Below are 14,508 nucleotides of genomic sequence, written 5' to 3'. Positions count from 1 at the left end.
GACGGGCGAACGTTTCACCCGGCTGAGCGCCTTGAGTGGTGCGAGACGGAGGGCTGGCTGACGGTGATTCACGTCGGGGCCGGGTCCCCTCGGCTGACGAAGCACCAGCTGCCCGGCCGTGACGGAAGGAACCACAGATGCGTTCTGCTCACATGCTCCTGACCACAGCGGCGGCCTCGGCCGTCCTGGTCCTCGGTGCTCCCGGTGCCTACGCGGCCGCCGGTGGCGACTGGGACCACGACGACTCTTCCTACAGCAAGGAGCACGACAAGGCCGGCAAGCACGACGAACCCCGCGGTGGAATGCACACGGGTGGCGGTGCGCTGACCGCGGTGAACGAGGGCGACTGGGAGGGCGGCTCCAAGCAGGACTCGGAGACGACCCGGAAGGACGAGGGTGAGAAGTCGCGGGGCGGCGAGCACGAGAAGTCCCGGGGCGACGAGCACGAGAAGCCGCACGGTGGAATGCACACGGGTGGCGGTGCGCTGACCGCGGTGAACGAGGGCGACTGGGAGGGCGGCTCCAAGCAGGGCTCGGAGACCTACAAGCAGGACGAGGGCGAGAAGTCCTGGGGCGGCGAGCACGAGAAGCCGCGCGGCGGGATGCACACCGGCGGCGGCGGGCTGGACACCCCGACCACGACCGCGGGCGGGCTGGCCGTCCTGGCCGTCGCCGGCACCGGTCTGTACGCCGTCCGGCGCAGGAAGTCGGCGCACGGAGCGGCGTGAGCCGTGCCGGGCGCGATAGCAGTCGGGCCGCCGCCCAGGCATCCTGCGGCGGCCCGGCTCGCTCCCGTCCACCCCACCCCGTCCGCCCTGCCGCCGTGCCCAAGTGAGGTGGTCCACCGATGGCAGTACCCCCGACGTCCCCCACCGACGACGACCCGGCGCCGACCGGACAGGGGTCCCGGTCGAGCCTGACGGTGATGTGCGCCGTGGCCCTGCTGGTGCTGGCGGTGAGCCTGGTCGGCGGCAACGACACGTCGGCCGACACCTCCCGCCCGCCGATCGCCGCACAGCCCGGAGCGACGGCTCCGTCCTCCGCCGGCCCCACGACCCCGTCCTCCGGCACTCCGGGGGGCGCGGGCCTGCCGCGGTCGAAGCCGGTGCGCCTGCTCATCCCGGAGATCTCCGTCGACGCTCCCTTCACCGACCTCGCCATCGGCGCGAACGGGCAGCTCCAGGCCCCGCCGCCGAACGACACCAACCTCGTCGGCTGGTACGCCAAGGGCGCCTCCCCCGGGGAGCGGGGCACCTCGATCATCGCGGGGCACGTGGACACCAAGACGTCCGCCGCCGTCTTCGCGGGGCTGGGCCGACTGGACGAGGGCGACGTGTTCCACGTCGAGCGGGCCGACGGACGCAGGGCGTCCTTCGTGGTCGACGACCTGGAGACCTTCGCCAAGGACGACTTCCCCAGCAAGCGCGTGTACGGCGACACGGACCGGGCCGAGGTGCGGCTCATCACCTGCGCGGGCGACTACGACCGCAAGGCCAAGGACTACACGGAGAACCTGGTGGTCTTCGCGCACCTCACCTGAGTCCGCACGCCGTCCCGGTACGGCGCAGGTCACCCGCCCAGTGCACACCGGTCGCGCGGCACCGGGGCCGGGCACAGGATCGAGGCACGCTGGCGGCGCGCCACCGCGGCCGACGTTCAGTTCCGCCCCCGCGAAGGAGATGTGCGCAGGATGACCACCACGTCCACCCCTGCTTCGGAACCGCTGACGCGACAGGTGTCGCACCATGTCTCCCAGTCCGTGTTCGACGGCTCCAGACTCCGGGTCGTCCTGCTGGTGGAGGTCTACGACGGAGCGCAGCAGCAGTTCCTCGAGACCTACGAGCAGCTGCGCAGCCACGTCGAGTCCGTCCCCGGGCACCTCGGCGAGCAGCTGTGCCAGTCCATCGAGAACCCCTCCCAGTGGCTCATCACCAGCGAGTGGGAGAGCGCCCCGCCGTTCCTGAACTGGGTGAGCAGCGAGGAGCACGTGCGGATGGTCAAGCCGCTGCACAGCTGCGTCCGCGACACCCGGTCGCTGCGCTTCCACGTCGTCCGCGAGACGAACAACGCGTCGGCGGGCGCCGACACCGCCCGCGAAGGCCTGCAGGCCTCCCCCCGGATCGGCGACGGCGTGATCCGGCACGCGCTCACCTTCACGGTGAAGCCGGGCAGCGAGGCGGCGGTCGCCAGGCTTCTCGCCGACTACGCGTCGCCCGAACCGAGGGTCGACGACACCACACGGCTGTGCCGCACGTCCCTGTTCCTGCACGGCAACCGGGTGGTTCGGGCCATCGAGGTGCGCGGCGACCTGCTCGCGGCCCTGCGCCACGTGGCGGAGCAGCCCGAGGTGCGGGCCGTCGAGGAGGCCGTCAACCCCTACCTGGAGCAGGACCGGGACCTCGCCGACCCGGAGTCCGCCCGGGTCTTCTACACACGGGCGGCACTGCCCGCCGTCCACCACGTGACCGCGGGGGAGGAGGACCCGGCGGCCCAGCGGCACGCGTTGTCGTACCCGGCGCGGCCGGGCCGCGGCATGCGGCTGGCCCAGCTGCTCGCCGAGCGGGACGAGGCGGCCGCGGACGATCCGCGCAGTCCGGTCCTGTGCAGCACCATCTTCCAGCGCGACGACGTCGTGGTGCGGCTGGTCGACGTACGGGGCGGTATCGACCCCGCGGGTGACCCGGCGGTGGCCCTCGGCCTCCCGGACCCCGGCCAGGTGGCCGAACTGACGACCCTCCTCGACGGCGCCGCCGACGGCCCGCCCGGCTCCCCGGCGGCCGGCGACGCACTTTCCCGCGCGCTCCGGGGCGCCCGCATGGACCTGGTCACCGACCGCCGCGCGCCCGACGCCTGACCCGAGCCCCGCACGGCGCGCACGCGTCGGCCGCCGTACCCCGCGGGGTACGGCGGCCGACGCGCGTCCACCGGTCAGCTCACCGGGGCACGGTGCAGTCGAACGCGTGCAGGTAGGGGTTGACCGGGCGGATGTCGTCGATGACGAGGCCCGCTTCGGTCAGCCGGCCGACCATGCTGTCGGTGGTGTGCTTGGCACCGCCGACGTTGAGGAGCAGCAACAGGTCCATGGCGGTGCTGAACCGCATGGAGGGTGTGTCGTCGACGAGGTTCTCGATGACCACGACGCGCGTGCCGGGCCCGCCCGCCTCGATGACGTTGCGCAGGGCCCGGGCGGTGCTGTCGTCGTCCCACTCCAGGATGTTCTTGATGACGTACACGTCGGCCCGGAAGGGGATCGCCTCACGGCAGTCGCCCGGCACGATGCGCACCCGGTCCGCGAGCGATCCGCCTTCGCGCAGCCGAGGGTCGGCGTTCTCCACGACCCGCGGGAGGTCGAGCAGGGTGCCCTGCATCGTGGGGTACTTCTCCAGCAGGCTCGCCACCACGTGTCCCTGGCCGCCGCCGATGTCCGCGACCGACGAGCAGCCCGACAGGTCCAGGAGCGCCGCGACGTCCTGGGCGGACTGCCGGCTGGACGTCGTCATGGCGCGGTTGAAGACCTCGGCCGACCGGGGCGCGTCCTCGTTGAGGTAGGTGAAGAACTCCTTGCCGTACAGGCCCTCCACGACGTTGCCGCCGGTGCGCACCGCCTCGTCGAGCAGGGGCCACGCGTCCCAGGTCCACGGCTCGGTGCACCACAGCGTGATGTAGCGCAGGCTGTGCGGGTCGTCCTCGCGCAGCAGCAGGGACATGTCGGTGTGCGCGAAGCTCCCGTCCTTGCCTTCGGCGAAGACGCCGTAGCAGGTCAGGGCGCGCAGCAGCCGGCGCAGCGGCTTGGGTTCGGTCTTGACGGCGGCCGCGAGGTCCGCCACGGTCATCGGGGTGTCACCGAGAGCGTCGGCGACACCGAGCCGGGCGGCGGCGCGGAGGGCGGCGGCACATGCCGCCCCGAACACGAGCTCCCTCAACCGCATGGGCGGGGGTGGGGCGGTCTGTGCGGTCGTCATGTGCCGCTTTCCTTCCTACGTCGGTCCACTGAGGGCTGGGGTGGTGGGTCAGCACATGCCGGCGGGCCGGGAGGCGCCGCAGGTGTTGCCTTCGAAGGTGTTGCTCTTGGCGGCGTCCCCGGTCTCGGTGCTGACCAGGTCGGCGGGGGAGTTGTCCCGCAGCGTGTTGCCGCTGACCTCGTTGTTCTCGCCGGTGACGCCCACCATGCTCTTGAAGAGGACGATGCCGCCCGACAGCGGGGACGTGCCGGAGTGGCCCTCGACGGTGTTGTCCGCGACCAGCACCTTCTCGGTCCCGGTGAGCACGACGCCGGAGCCCTGGAGGGCGGGCAGCCGCTCGGTCTTCGGGCAGGACTTGTTGTTGCGCACGATGTGGTTCTCGCGCACGACCAGGTCGCCGGCCTTGGGCTTGTTCTCGTCGCCGACGACGAAGACGCCCGCGCAGTTGCCGCTGATGTGGTTGTCGGCGACGGCGAGGTTGCGCAGGCGTCGGACGGTCACGCCGATCCGGTTGTCCTCGAGGCGGTTGTCCTCGACCACGGTGCCCTCGGTGTCCGCGGCGCCTTCCTCGGCCTTGATGGTGTTGGCGAGGAAGATACCGGCGTCGCCGTTCCCGCGGACGGTGTTGTCCCGGAAGGTGCCGTGGATCGACTGCTCCTGGGCGATGCCCCAGACGCCGTTCTTCTCAGCCGTGACGTTCCGTACGGTCAGTCCGTCGGTGGCCGTGGCGGACACCCCGGCGCGGGTGAAGCCGGTGACCGTGAGGCCGGCGACGGTGACGCCCTTGACCTTGGCGTCCTTCGTCCCGGTCACGCAGATCCCGTTGCCCTCCTTGGCGCAGGTGTCGTCCTCGGCGGCCTTCTCCGTGCTCGGCCTGATCACCGTGGCGCGGCCCACGCCGCGCAGGGTGAGCCCGGGCGTGCTCACCGTCACGCTCTCGCGGTAGGTGCCGGGCGTGACGAGCACGGTGTCGCCCGACCCGGCGGCGTCCACCGCCTTCTGGATCGACTCCCCACTGTGGACCACGTGGGTCATGTGGCCGGCGGATGCCGGAGCCGCACCGAGCCCCGTGCCGATCATCGCTGCGGTGCACACCAGGTACACGACATGGCATTTCTTCATATTCCGCACGTTATGCCCGAAAGATTCGCACGCTGGTGGGATGAGCCATCCGACGGCGTGTCATGAACCGCCGGTGAACCGGTGGTTCGCGGGCAGACGGCGTGAGTGATCTTGATGTCAGCCGCAAGGGAGGAACGACACCGTGACCGTGCCCGCACGCCGCACTCGTCCGATACGTCCCGGGCGCCGCTTCGACCTCCGGGCGACGGCCATGTTCTTCGGGCTGGCCGCCCTCGTCCTGTGCGTCGTGGGCTGGGCCCTGCGCATGGCGGTCGACGTCGCGGAGCGGCGTCCCGCCTGGGCCCTCGTCCTGGTGTCCGGGCTGGCGCTGGCCGTCGTCCTCCACCGGCGCGGGCGCTCCGGGTTCACCGCGCGGAGGCTGGCACGTCGCACCACGGGTGCCTTGCGGGAGGCCACCGCGACGGCCATGGAGGTGCTGGAGGAGGACCGGGCCCCGGTCGTGCCGACGGCACCGGCGCCCGGCGCCGAGGAGGCGGCGGTCACGGTGGTGGTCGTCGATCACGGGGAACTCAGTCCCGACGAGTTCGAGCAGGCGATAGCCGACCTGTGCGTGCGGGACGGTTGCGCCGACGTGGAGGTGGTGGGCGGGGCGGGCGACCTCGGCGCCGACGTGACGGCGACCGCTCCGGACGGCCGGCGCGTCGTGATCCAGTGCAAGCGCTACGGCGACGACAACAAGGTCGGTTCCCAGGATCTCCAGCGCTTCGGCGGCACCTGTTACACCGTCCACGGGGCCGACGTCGCCGTCCTCGTCACCACCAGCGACTTCACCGAACCGGCCACGGACTACGCCGCCCAGTGCGGCATAGTCTGCGTGAACGAGGGGCGGCTGCGCGAGTGGAGCGAGGGCCGGGCGCCGGCGCCCTGGGCGGGAGTCCCCTTCGCGGGGGAGGACGTGGCGCCGCCCCCGGACCGGGTCGTCCGGTGACCTCCGCGCCCGCTGCGCCCCGCCGCCGTCGCGAAAAAGGATTCTCCCTCGTCACAGTGGCAACCTGGGTTGCATGAGCAAGACCGCGCTGATCGTCATCGACATGATCAACACCTACGACCACGAGGACGCGGAGTCGCTGATTCCGGCCGTTGAGTCCGTGCTGCCGCAGGTGACCGGCCTGCTGGAGCGGGCGCGGCGGCAGGGCGTGCCCGTGATCTACGTCAACGACAACTTCGGCGAGTGGCGTTCGCACCACGGAGAGATCCTCGACAAGGCCCTCTCGGGACCGCACGCACGGCTCGTCGAGCCCTTGCAGCCCGACGAGTCGTCCCTCTTCGTGGTCAAGGCACGCCACTCGATCTTCTTCGAGACGCCGCTGACGTACCTGCTGCACCAGCAGGGGATCGACCGACTGGTGCTGTGCGGCCAGGTGACCGAGCAGTGCGTCCTGTACTCGGCTCTCGACGCCCACATCCGCCACCTGGAGGTCATCGTGCCGCGGGACGCGGTCGCCCACATCCACGCCGACCTCGCGGACGCCGCGCTGCGCATGATGGAGCGGAACATGGGAGCCCGGGTGTGCGACAGCGGTGAACTGTGGACGTGAGGTGCCCCGCCGTGAAACGGCATTCCGATGGCCGGGGTGCGCGCGCCGCCGCCCGCCCCGTCAGCTGCGCAGGCTGCGCACGGGGAGGATGACCTGCGCCGCGCCGGAGAGCGTGGCCTCGTCGTTGGCGAAGGCGGCGACCGCCTCGCCGTCGCCGGGCTCGCCCCCGGACCAGGGGCGGGTGGCGAAGATCAGGCAGGCGTACCCGCGCTCGTCGACCGCCTTGCGCCACTCGGGCGTGGGAACGAACTGGGCGTTGACGCCCCGCATGGTGAGCGCCGCGGCGCCCGGCACGACCAGCAGGGTGACGGGCAGGCCGGTCAGGCGGGTGGCGTCGAGGACGCCGTCGCCCACGGAGATCCCGGAGTGGCGCAGCAGCCGTTCGACGGCGTCCGGGACCGCCTCCGGGCCGCCCTCGCCGTCGCCCAGGGAGCAGGCGAGGAGGAAGGGGACGTCGCCGTCGGGGGTCTCGCGGCTCCAGGACATGATGACGAGCGTGCCGAGGTCGGCGGTCCGCAGGGGGCGTGTGTCAGGTGAGATCGAGGTCACCGCGAAACCGTAAGGGCGCGCCGGGAGGTGTCCGCGCGCCGCTCACCCGACTGGGGGACGTCCTCGCCCTTCTTCACACGAACGAGGGGGCTGGCTCAGCACCGGGACGGGCGGCCGCGCCGAGGAGGAATCGTCTGCTCCGACCGGCGTAGGGACGCGACGGGCGGGGCGGCGGCCCTCCGTCACGTGGTGTAACAGTCTCAGTATGATCTGTAGACGAAATGCTCATGTGAGCGCAACGCGCAGTTCGTACGGCCGTGGTGCCCGGACCGCGCTGGTGGTCCTGTTCACCGTGACCGCACTGGCCACCACCGGCCAGGCGGCCGCCTCGCCCGCGGCCGGCCTGCGCACCGACTGGGACGCCATCGCGGCCTGCGAATCCGGCGGCAACTGGCAGGCGAACACCGGCAACGGCTACTACGGCGGACTGCAGTTCGCGCCGTCGAGCTGGGCCGCGGCGGGCGGCCACAAGTACGCAGCCCGCGCGGACCTCGCCACCCGCAGGGAGCAGATCGCCGTCGCCAAGCGCCTCGCCCGGCTGCAGGGGATGTCGGCCTGGGGCTGCGCCTGATGTTCCCGCGCCCCGGACCCGGGCAGACGTAGTCATGTGAGCCGCCCGGCCGCAGTGGGCGAAGGAGGGCTCGGCAGCCATGAGACTTTTTCCCGGCGATCACCGCCCCGCCCTCCGCGCCCGGCTCGGCGAAATGATCTTCTCCCGGGTGGCGGGGCCCGAGGGACCGGGCAACCGGGCCCGCATCCACGACACACCGGGCCCACGCTGGTTCGGGCCGGAGCGCCCGATCAGGCGGGTGCACGGGGATGCCTCCATGTTCATCGGAGGCCTGTCCGCCCTGCTGCTCCAGTCGCTCCACCCCCTGGCCATGGCCGCGGTGGCCGCGCACTCCGGCTTCCGCGGCGACCCGTGGGGGCGGCTCCAGCGGACCAGTACCTTCCTGGCCGTCACCACCTACGGCCCCGCCGACCGCGCACAGGAGGCGTGCGAGCGGGTACGCGCCGTGCACGACACCGTGCGCGGTACCACCGCCGAGGGCCAGGCGTACGCCGCCGCCGATCCGCACCTGCTGTGCTGGGTGCACGTCGCCGAGGTCGACAGCTTCCTGCGCGCCCACCAGCGCTACGGCGCCCGTCCCCTGGACGAGGAGGAATGCGACGCCTACGTGGCCGACATGGCGCGCATCGCCACCGCACTCGGCGTCCCGGACCCTCCGGTGGACCGCGCCGGTCTCGCGGAGCGCCTCGCCGCCTACCGCGGCGAACTGCGCGCGACCGCCGAGGCGCGAAGCACCGCGCGGTTCCTGCTGCTCGATCCGCCCCTGCCGCTGCTCGCCCGCCTCCCCTACGGAGCCATCGCCGCCAACGCGGTCTCCCTGCTGCCCCTCTGGGCCTCGCGGGCCTTGCGGCTACCGCGTCTGCCTCCGGCGGAGGGCGTGTGCGTACGCCCGCTCGGGGTGGCGGTGACCGCCGGGATCCGCTGGGCCCTGACCCCGCCCCGCGACGCGGCCTAGGTCAGGCGCCCGGCCCGGGGTCCGGCTCCACCGGCGTACGGATGCCCGCCCGGGCCGCCTCCAGCTGGGCCGCGAACGCGATGCCGAGGAAGAGCGCCACGGCGGTCAGGTTGGCCCACAGCAGCAGGGCGATGAAGGCCGTGAGCGGACCGTACACGGCGCCGAAGGCCCCGCTCCGTCCGACGTACAGCGCGAGCAGCCAGGTCGCCGAGATCCACAGCACCAGGTGGACCGCCGAGCCGAAGGCCAGCCAGGTGTAGCCGGGCTGGTCGCGGCGGGGCGACCAGCGCAGGATCACCGCCGACGCGACCCAGGCCAGCAGCAGCCCGGCCGGTACGTCCAGCACGGCCCACCACGCGGCCCCGCCCGTTCCGTGGCCGAGCGTGCGGGCCACGGCGTCGCCGACCGTCTCACCCGCGACGAGCACGAGGAACCCCAGGACCATCGGCAGGCCGGCCGTGAAGGCGAGCGCCAGGGCCCGGCCGTACTTGCGGACGAAGGGGCGGTCGCGCTCGATGCCGTAGATGCGGTTGGCGCCCCGCTCGATCTGCGCCATGGCCGAGGCGAGGTTCAGCACCGCGAACCCGAGGCCCAGCCAGAGCGCGACCGTGCTCCACACGTCACTGCCGGCACTGCGCCGGGTGCCCTCGAAGGCCTTCTCCACGACGTCCGCGCTGGCGCCCGGCACGATCCGGCCGAGGGTCAGCTCGATGACCCGGCCCACGCTCTCCGTGTGCACCGACGTGGCGAGACCCACGAGCACGACGGTGAAGGGGACCAGGCCGAGCACGACCTGGAAGGCGAGGGCCCGGGCGTTGGTGAAGCCGTCCGCGTAGCGGAACCGGGTGAAGGAGTCGGCCAGCAGCCTGAGGCCCCCGTACCGCCGCAGGGCGGTGAGGGCTTCGTCGCCGGAGAGTTCGTCTCCGAGCATGTCCCGGGTCTGCGGGACGTGGACGGCGGTTCCCACGATGCGGCTGCTCCTCGTGTCGGGGGCGGGCGAGGACGGGGTCCTCCACCCGTGCGCATGCCCCGTCAACGAGACCGCAGCGCGCAGGGGACGGCTTTCGGTGTGGAGACCGGTGCGGTCCGCGTGCGGGTCCCTGCCGACGTCCGGGTCCGAACCCGCGTGCGCCGCCGCCGTGTTGACCGGGGTAACCCGTGGGTGTGGACCTGCGCCCGGCCGTCGTTCCGCTCGTTTTCCGCGTGGGGCGGGTGGGCAGTCCCCTGGGCGGGGGAGCCGGGGGGCGGCCCCGGACGGTCCGTTCGCCGACCCGTCCGGGGCCGCCCCCCGCACCGCGTCCTCCGGGCCTACGTCGCCGCCTGTCCCCGGTCCCGGGCGGAGAGTTCGTGCAGACGGGCCAGTTCGGCGGCGTGCTCGCTGACCCGCACGCCCAGCAGTCCGTAGGTGAGCAGCGCCGCGCCCGCCACGGACACCGGGACCGAGACACCGAGCAGGGCCAGAGCCTCGGGCCAGTCCCGTGCGTCACCGCACGGGTCCTTCGACGAACCCTCGTTCGCGGTCCCGTCGTCGGTGGACAACCGGGGCTCGCACTCCACCGCACGGGCGAAGTGCACCCGGTCGACCTCGTAGGGGGCGGTCAGCAGGACCGCGCACCACCCCCACAGGAGGGCCGCGACGGCCAGCAGGCCGAAGCCCCAGCTCATCGTCCGGCGGCCACGCTCACGGAACCGGGTGTCGAACACGTGTGGATGCACGGGAGCCGAACCTAGCAGCAGGAGCGGGACCGGTCCCCCGGGCCGGCCGGACCGCGGCCGGCCGGGGCAGACCGTAGTGCTGGCGCAACGTGTCGCCCTCGTACGCGGTGCGGAACAGGCCCCTCGCCCGCAGGAGGGGCACCACCTGGTCGGCGAACAGGTCGAATCCGCCGGTCAGCCAGGGCGGCATGATGTTGAACCCGTCGGCCGCGCCGTGCTCGAACCACTCCTGGATCCGGTCGGCGACCTGCTCGGGCGTGCCGGCCACGACACGGTGACCGCGGGCGCCCGCGAGACGGTGCAACAGCTCCCGGACCGTGGGCTGTTCGCGGTCGATGATGTCCAGGACGAGTCGGAAGCGGCTCCCGTTGCCGCGCTCGCCCCTGGTCTCGATGAGCCGGCGGGGCACGGGACCGTCCAGCTCGTCGGCGCTCAGCTCCAGTCCCAGCAGGCGCTGGAGCAGGTGGAGCGAGTACTCGGGCTGGGTGAGTTCGTCGAACTCGCGGTGCAGGGCGCGCGCCTTTGCCTCGGTCGAGCCGATGAAGGGGCTGATGCCCGGCAGGACGAGGAGCTGGTCCGGGTCACGGCCCAGCGCCGCGGCCCGCGTCTTGAGGTCGGCGTAGAACTCCTGGGCGCTGCCCAGGGTCTGGTGCGCGGTGAAGACGGCCTCGGCGTACGCGGCGGCGAAGGCGCGGCCGTCCTCGGACGATCCGGCCTGGACGTGGACGGGGCGGCCCTGCGGGGAGCGCGGGAGGTTCAACGGGCCGCGCACCTTCAGGTGGCGGCCCGCGTGGTTGATCTCGTGGATGCGGTCGGTGTCCGCGAACACGCCGGCCCGCTGGTCGACGACGAGTGCCTCGTCCTCCCAGCTGTCCCACAGCTGGTTCACGACGTCGACGAACTCGTGGGCGCGGTCGTACCGCTCGGCGTGCACCGGGTGCTCGTCGAGACCGAAGTTCCCGGCCGCCTGGGGGGCGCCGGTGGTGACGATGTTCCAGCCGGCCCGGCCGCCGCTGAGGTGGTCCAGCGAGGCGAGGAGGCGGGCGAGGTTGTACGGCTCGGTGTAGGTGGTCGAGGCGGTGGCGATCAGGCCGATGCGTTCGGTGGCCGCGGCGATGGCGGACAGCCAGGTGAAGGGCTCGAGCCGGAAGCGGCTGGCGTAGCGGACGTTGTCCGCGAGGGAGGGGCCGTCGGCGAAGAACACGGCGTCGAAGGCGGCCGCCTCCGCCCGGCGGGCGAGATCCTGGTAGAAGCGGATGTCCAGGAGCCGACCGGGGTCGGTGTGGGGGTGGCGCCATGCCGCTTCGTGGTGGCCGCCCGGGTACACGAACAGGTTCAGGTGCAGCTTCCGAGTGCTCATGCCGCCTTCTCCTCGCCGGTGATCCGGGGACCCCGCTCGGTGGTGGTCCCGGCGGTGCCGGGGGTAGCGGGGGTCTCCGGGGTCGCGTCGGAGTCCACCCCCAGCCGGGCGAGCAGGCGGCCGCGCAGCGCCGAGTACGCGGTGCTGCCCTGGCGGCGCGGTGCCGGCACGTCCACCGGCAGGTCGGCCGCGATCCGGCCCCGGTCCAGCACGACGATCCGGTCCGCCAGCGCGATGGCCTCGTCGACGTCGTGCGTGACCAGCAGCACGGCGGGACGGTGCCGCTCGCAGAGCCGCCGCAGCAGGGCGTGCATCCTAAGCCGGGTCAGCGCGTCCAGCGCGCCGAACGGCTCGTCCGCCAGCAGCAGTTGCGGCTCGCGTACGAGGGACCGGGCGAGCGACACGCGCTGCTGCTCGCCGCCCGAGAGCTCCACCGGCCACCCCCGTTCGCGCCCGGCGAGGCCGACCTCGGCGAGCGCGGCCCGGCCCCGCTCCTCGGCGAAGGGGCCGGACAGCCCGAGGACGACATTGTCGAGGAGCCGCTTCCAGGGGAGCAGCCGTGCGTCCTGGAAGACGACGGACACGTGGTCGGGGGCGGTCAGGTCGCCGCTGCCCGCCACCTCGTGGTCGAGTCCGGCCAGCGCCCGCAGCAGCGTGCTCTTTCCCGAGCCGCTGCGCCCCAGCAGCGCCACGAACTCGCCCGGCGCGATCGACAGGTCCAGCCCGTCCAGCACCGTGCGCCCGTCGAAGGAGCGCACCAGGTTCTCAATGCGGACCGCCGTGCGGTCCTCGGTCGTGTTCAGCCCGCCAGAGTGCGTCGCCATGACAGGGCCCTCCTCTCCACGAGTCGTACCAGGGCGTCGGAGACGAGTCCGAGCAGGCCGTACACGACCAGGCCGACGATGATGACGTCGGTCTGCCCGTAGGTCCGCGCGAGTTCCATCATGTAGCCGATGCCGCTGGTGGCGTTGACCTGTTCCACGACGACCAGGGCGAGCCAGGCGCCGGTGACCGCGAAGCGCATGCCCAGCAGGAAGCCGGGAAGCGCCCCGGGGAGGACGACGTGCCGGACGAAGGCGAGCCGGCCCAGGCGCACCGTCTCGGCGAGTTCCGCGTAACGGCTGTCGATGGAGCGCAGTCCGTTGTGCGTGTGGATGTAGACCGGCACGAAGACCCCGAGCGCGATCGTGATGACCTTCATGGTCTCACCGATGCCGAACCAGAGGATCAGCAGCGGGATCAACGCCAGCGAGGGAATGGCCCGTTTGATCTGCACTGGACCGTCGATCACCGCCTCGCCGACGCGGCTCAGCCCGGCGACGAGCGCGAGGAGCAGTCCCCCCGCGACGCCGAACAGCAGGCCGAGCACCGCGCGTTGGGCGGAAGTGGCCAGATGGGAGGGGAGTCTGCCGTTGTCGATCAGTCGGCCCGCGGTGTCGGCGATGGTCCACGGTGCGGGCAGACTGCGGACGTCGATCAGGCCGAGCCCGGTGCCCGCCGTCCAGAGCACGAGGAGCAGCACCGGGCCGATCGCCCAGCCGTAGGGGACGGGCCGGCCGGGACCCAGACGCCTGCGGCGCGGCCGGGCGCGGCGGGCCGTGACGGGCCGGGGCTTCGCCGCCGTCGCCGCGGCCGCCTGTTCGTCGAAGACGGTGGTGCTCATGAGGACGTCCCTTCGCCGGCCACGGCCTCGGCGGCCACGGTCTCGTAGCGGCGGTCGAAGAGCAGATCCGCCTCGAACGGCTCCCGGTCCTGCTCCCGGGCCAGCAGGTCGATGGTGGCCTGCTGGCGTCGGATGGCGTCGGTCCAGTCCGCCGGCAGGTCCGGGTGGCCCGTGCGCCGGACGAGGTACTCGCCGTCCGCCCGGCTGAGTCCCTGGTCCTTGACGTAATAGCCCGCGACCCATTCCTTCGGGTGCTTGTCGATCCATATCTGGGCCCGCGCCCAGAACTTCACGAGTTCCCGGATGGCGGACGACTTTCCCGCGTCGGCGACGCTTTCCGTCAGGGCCCACAGATGCGCGGGATCGTCCCGGAGACCGTGTTTGACGGTGGCGCCGCCCTCTTTTCCGTAACGCGCGAGATAACGCTTGATGTTGACGTCCGCGATGGGGGCGGCGTCGACCTGCCGATTCCCGAGCGCCGTGGGATAGACGTCTCCGGTGCTCGCGAGTTCCACCAGTTCGACGTCCTGCTGGCTGAGGCCGGCCTTCTCGAGGATGCGCAGGACCAGCGCGCCCTGGGCCTGGCCCGGGCTGTAGGCGATCTTCTTGCCCCGCAGGTCGGCCAAGGTACGGATGCCGGAGCCGGGGGCGGTGCCCAGCTCGTAGATGGGGTTGCCGAGGGGGTTCGAGCGGAACTTCACCGCCACGAGCTTCGTGTCCAGGCCCGTCCAGTGCGCGTTGATCGACGGGATGTCGGCGGCCGAGCAGACGTCGAGGGCGTCGGCACGGAAGGCCTCGGAGCACTGCGGGCCGCCGCTGATGTTGGCCCACTTCACCTTGAAGGGCAGGTCGTCGATCTGCCCCGACAGCTCCAGGGCGACCTCGAGGTCCGGTGCGCCGACGGTGAGCGTCGTGTCGGCGGAGACGGCGGCCGGGATCTTCTCGCCGGAGACGTCCTTGCTGCTCGCGGTGGACTGCGGTGGGGCCACGCAGGCGGTGAGGAGGAGGGGGAGGGCCATTACGGCCGACACGGCCGACAGGGAAATGCTGC

Annotated in this window: 16 protein-coding genes; 7 read left to right on the top strand and 9 right to left on the bottom strand. The window is 72.5% G+C overall.

Translation table 11 applies throughout. The features are described 5' to 3' along the window. Nucleotides 1–137 precede the first annotated feature (137 nt). From ACZ6EG_RS07575 to ACZ6EG_RS07565, 3 genes are all read left to right on the top strand, one after another. Nucleotides 138–728 carry a hypothetical protein gene (locus ACZ6EG_RS07575; protein WP_391969019.1) on the top strand — a complete coding sequence of 197 codons (591 nt, stop codon included), beginning with the start codon at nucleotides 138–140 and terminating at the stop codon, nucleotides 726–728. 119 nt (nucleotides 729–847) lie between these two features. Beyond that, nucleotides 848–1,540 (top strand): class F sortase, encoded by a 693-nt coding sequence (locus ACZ6EG_RS07570; protein ID WP_469602501.1) that lies wholly within the window; start codon nucleotides 848–850, stop codon nucleotides 1,538–1,540. A gap of 150 nt (nucleotides 1,541–1,690) precedes the next feature. Beyond that, the gene (locus tag ACZ6EG_RS07565; RefSeq protein ID WP_391969017.1) at nucleotides 1,691–2,854 is read left to right on the top strand and encodes a SchA/CurD-like domain-containing protein; all 1,164 of its coding nucleotides are present in this window, start codon (nucleotides 1,691–1,693) and stop codon (nucleotides 2,852–2,854) included. Between the two features lie 79 nt (nucleotides 2,855–2,933). On the opposite strand, the gene ACZ6EG_RS07560 is transcribed toward ACZ6EG_RS07565, so the two are convergent. Both ACZ6EG_RS07560 and ACZ6EG_RS07555 read right to left on the bottom strand, forming a co-directional pair. Further along, complete coding sequence (locus tag ACZ6EG_RS07560) at nucleotides 2,934–3,962, bottom strand: methyltransferase (RefSeq protein WP_391969016.1); 1,029 nt, start codon at nucleotides 3,960–3,962, stop codon at nucleotides 2,934–2,936. Between the two features lie 48 nt (nucleotides 3,963–4,010). Further along, nucleotides 4,011–5,084 (bottom strand): right-handed parallel beta-helix repeat-containing protein, encoded by a 1,074-nt coding sequence (locus ACZ6EG_RS07555; protein WP_391969015.1) that lies wholly within the window; start codon nucleotides 5,082–5,084, stop codon nucleotides 4,011–4,013. A gap of 142 nt (nucleotides 5,085–5,226) precedes the next feature. Between ACZ6EG_RS07555 and ACZ6EG_RS07550 the strand changes: the two genes are divergently transcribed. Together ACZ6EG_RS07550 and ACZ6EG_RS07545 are read left to right on the top strand one after the other, a co-directional pair. After that, nucleotides 5,227–6,033 carry a restriction endonuclease gene (locus ACZ6EG_RS07550; protein ID WP_391969014.1) on the top strand — a complete coding sequence of 269 codons (807 nt, stop codon included), beginning with the start codon at nucleotides 5,227–5,229 and terminating at the stop codon, nucleotides 6,031–6,033. 73 nt (nucleotides 6,034–6,106) lie between these two features. Beyond that, nucleotides 6,107–6,643: a cysteine hydrolase family protein gene (locus tag ACZ6EG_RS07545; RefSeq protein WP_383647947.1), complete on the top strand. Its 537-nt coding sequence runs from the start codon at nucleotides 6,107–6,109 to the stop codon at nucleotides 6,641–6,643. A gap of 60 nt (nucleotides 6,644–6,703) precedes the next feature. Here the strand turns inward: ACZ6EG_RS07545 and ACZ6EG_RS07540 are convergent, their stop codons facing one another. Then, nucleotides 6,704–7,192, bottom strand: a complete 489-nt coding sequence (locus ACZ6EG_RS07540; protein ID WP_391969013.1) for a DUF5949 family protein — start codon at nucleotides 7,190–7,192, stop codon at nucleotides 6,704–6,706. Nucleotides 7,193–7,397: 205 nt separating this feature from the next. Here ACZ6EG_RS07540 and ACZ6EG_RS07535 point away from each other — a divergent pair, with 205 nt between their 5' ends. Both ACZ6EG_RS07535 and ACZ6EG_RS07530 read left to right on the top strand, forming a co-directional pair. Further along, a complete protein-coding gene (locus ACZ6EG_RS07535) occupies nucleotides 7,398–7,763 on the top strand; it encodes a transglycosylase family protein (protein ID WP_469602495.1) in 366 nt (121 codons plus the stop codon). Nucleotides 7,764–7,842: 79 nt separating this feature from the next. Continuing rightward, a complete protein-coding gene (locus ACZ6EG_RS07530) occupies nucleotides 7,843–8,718 on the top strand; it encodes an oxygenase MpaB family protein (RefSeq protein WP_469602492.1) in 876 nt (291 codons plus the stop codon). A gap of 1 nt (nucleotide 8,719) precedes the next feature. Here ACZ6EG_RS07530 and ACZ6EG_RS07525 read toward each other — a convergent pair whose 3' ends face one another. The 6 genes from ACZ6EG_RS07525 to ACZ6EG_RS07500 all read right to left on the bottom strand — a co-directional run bounded on the left by ACZ6EG_RS07525 (nucleotide 8,720) and on the right by ACZ6EG_RS07500 (nucleotide 14,488). Further along, nucleotides 8,720–9,685: a YihY/virulence factor BrkB family protein gene (locus ACZ6EG_RS07525; protein ID WP_365420176.1), complete on the bottom strand. Its 966-nt coding sequence runs from the start codon at nucleotides 9,683–9,685 to the stop codon at nucleotides 8,720–8,722. 341 nt (nucleotides 9,686–10,026) lie between these two features. Then, a complete protein-coding gene (locus ACZ6EG_RS07520) occupies nucleotides 10,027–10,434 on the bottom strand; it encodes a hypothetical protein (RefSeq protein WP_469602489.1) in 408 nt (135 codons plus the stop codon). Continuing rightward, complete coding sequence (locus ACZ6EG_RS07515; protein ID WP_469602486.1) at nucleotides 10,400–11,794, bottom strand: LLM class flavin-dependent oxidoreductase; 1,395 nt, start codon at nucleotides 11,792–11,794, stop codon at nucleotides 10,400–10,402. Before ACZ6EG_RS07515 ends, ACZ6EG_RS07520 begins: the two co-directional genes overlap by 35 nt. Next, nucleotides 11,791–12,618 (bottom strand): ABC transporter ATP-binding protein, encoded by an 828-nt coding sequence (locus tag ACZ6EG_RS07510; protein WP_391969008.1) that lies wholly within the window; start codon nucleotides 12,616–12,618, stop codon nucleotides 11,791–11,793. Before ACZ6EG_RS07510 ends, ACZ6EG_RS07515 begins: the two co-directional genes overlap by 4 nt. Continuing rightward, entirely contained in the window at nucleotides 12,594–13,457 is an 864-nt protein-coding gene (locus ACZ6EG_RS07505) for an ABC transporter permease (RefSeq protein WP_469602482.1), read from the bottom strand. Before ACZ6EG_RS07505 ends, ACZ6EG_RS07510 begins: the two co-directional genes overlap by 25 nt. Further along, nucleotides 13,454–14,488 (bottom strand): ABC transporter substrate-binding protein, encoded by a 1,035-nt coding sequence (locus tag ACZ6EG_RS07500; RefSeq protein WP_469602479.1) that lies wholly within the window; start codon nucleotides 14,486–14,488, stop codon nucleotides 13,454–13,456. Before ACZ6EG_RS07500 ends, ACZ6EG_RS07505 begins: the two co-directional genes overlap by 4 nt. Nucleotides 14,489–14,508 lie beyond the last annotated feature (20 nt).

This window comes from Streptomyces sp. NPDC041968 (genome assembly GCF_055589025.1).
This window is presented reverse-complemented; position numbering and strand designations above follow the sequence as displayed.

Coding starts and splice junctions, on each gene's coding strand:
- ACZ6EG_RS07575 (WP_391969019.1), top strand. CDS start 138: ATGCGTTCTGCTCACATGCTCCTGACCACAGCGGCGGCCTCGGCCGTC.
- ACZ6EG_RS07570 (WP_469602501.1), top strand. CDS start 848: ATGGCAGTACCCCCGACGTCCCCCACCGACGACGACCCGGCGCCGACC.
- ACZ6EG_RS07565 (WP_391969017.1), top strand. CDS start 1,691: ATGACCACCACGTCCACCCCTGCTTCGGAACCGCTGACGCGACAGGTG.
- ACZ6EG_RS07560 (WP_391969016.1), bottom strand. CDS start 3,962: ATGACGACCGCACAGACCGCCCCACCCCCGCCCATGCGGTTGAGGGAG.
- ACZ6EG_RS07555 (WP_391969015.1), bottom strand. CDS start 5,084: ATGAAGAAATGCCATGTCGTGTACCTGGTGTGCACCGCAGCGATGATC.
- ACZ6EG_RS07545 (WP_383647947.1), top strand. CDS start 6,107: ATGAGCAAGACCGCGCTGATCGTCATCGACATGATCAACACCTACGAC.
- ACZ6EG_RS07535 (WP_469602495.1), top strand. CDS start 7,398: ATGATCTGTAGACGAAATGCTCATGTGAGCGCAACGCGCAGTTCGTAC.
- ACZ6EG_RS07530 (WP_469602492.1), top strand. CDS start 7,843: ATGAGACTTTTTCCCGGCGATCACCGCCCCGCCCTCCGCGCCCGGCTC.
- ACZ6EG_RS07515 (WP_469602486.1), bottom strand. CDS start 11,794: ATGAGCACTCGGAAGCTGCACCTGAACCTGTTCGTGTACCCGGGCGGC.
- ACZ6EG_RS07510 (WP_391969008.1), bottom strand. CDS start 12,618: ATGGCGACGCACTCTGGCGGGCTGAACACGACCGAGGACCGCACGGCG.
- ACZ6EG_RS07505 (WP_469602482.1), bottom strand. CDS start 13,457: ATGAGCACCACCGTCTTCGACGAACAGGCGGCCGCGGCGACGGCGGCG.